1 protein-coding gene is annotated in these 1,230 nt (G+C 23.9%); it reads right to left on the bottom strand.

Features of this window, described 5'->3' with window-relative positions; genetic code table 11:
• Positions 1–188: 188 nt before the first annotated feature.
• Positions 189–536: a cupin domain-containing protein gene (locus KGF42_RS19040; RefSeq protein ID WP_054273830.1), complete on the bottom strand. Its 348-nt coding sequence runs from the start codon at positions 534–536 to the stop codon at positions 189–191.
• Between the last annotated feature and the right edge of the window lie 694 nt (positions 537–1,230).

Here is a 1,230-nt window from a genome sequence, read left to right as displayed (position 1 = left end):
CTTTATTTGTCATGCATAATTTTACTTACAACATAAACTTTATATAAAATAATTAAAAATATACCTATTAAGGTAAGTAAAAAAGAGCTCCCACAGAACAAATTTAATTTGCTCCTGCGACAGCCCCATTTTGAGATTAAAGTTTATATAATAAAATAGAAATCAAAGTACTAATTGTACCTATATATCTATCCTCTGTATTCTGCTCCAGCATTAATTTTTGTAATTTGAACAGCTACCATTTCTTCATTACTTCCATTAGTAATTTCATGCCACTCTCCTGTTGGTACAAAAACAGTATCGCCGCTTTTTACATCACATTCATGTTCACCAAGTTTCATTTTACCTTCTCCTTTTAGGAACACAAATATTTGTTCACCATTAGGATGTCTATGAGCATTAAGAACTTGATTAGGTTTAAAATAATAAACTTCTGAAGTTATATCGCTACCAGCAAATACTGGTATTTTTGGAACTGCTGCATCATTATATTGAGCTAAACTTCCATCTAATAGATTCTTTTTATTTTCATGCATACTAGAAATACCTCTTTTCTATATTATAGATTTACTATTATTATTCCAATATAAGAAAATAGTATTCTCATTCCTTATGATAAGAATAAAATTATTTTATTTTTAAATAAAGTAAAGTTATATTTTTATACTTAGAAAAAAGTATCTCTATAAAATATAACAATTGGCATAACATGATAAATTTATGGTGATTATCACAATAACAATTGTTACAGCTAAATAGTTAATGGCATAAAATATATTATTTTATGCCACTTTTATTTTATATAGTATTTTCAATAATTTTATAAAGATAAATTTCTGTTTTGTCAGTAAAATGTCAGTAATTTTTTTATTATTTTTTTGCTTTTTTTAGATTTAAATAACTGAGAAATGTAACTTTATATTCTAAGCTATTGCATAAATATTATAAAAATCAAGCTTCATTTTCCAGGGTGTTTTTTATTCATTTTGCTTATTTTGTTTTTTATTTCTTCTAATTATTTTTTGCTTCAAAATAACGTTTTTTATTTTGGATTTTAAATGGGTTATATAATTTTCAGCGATGCTTTATACCTTTTTGATGAAAATAAGCTTAAAATCAATTTAAATACCCAATAGGATAATTGAGTCTAAAACTTCCGTTTTTAGTTGATTATATTTTTATTATGTAAACTAAAAATTTCTGTTAACTTTTTTATGTACTATATACTTT

Origin of the sequence: Clostridioides sp. ZZV15-6383 (assembly GCF_020657735.1) — a bacterium.
GTDB lineage: Bacteria > Bacillota > Clostridia > Peptostreptococcales > Peptostreptococcaceae > Clostridioides > Clostridioides difficile_D.
The sequence above is the reverse complement of the archived record's forward strand: the minus strand, read 5'-3'. Positions and strand labels throughout refer to the sequence as shown.

Excerpts from the sequence above, each read along its gene's own strand:
- KGF42_RS19040 (WP_054273830.1), bottom strand. The coding sequence starts at position 536 with ATGCATGAAAATAAAAAGAATCTATTAGATGGAAGTTTAGCTCAATAT.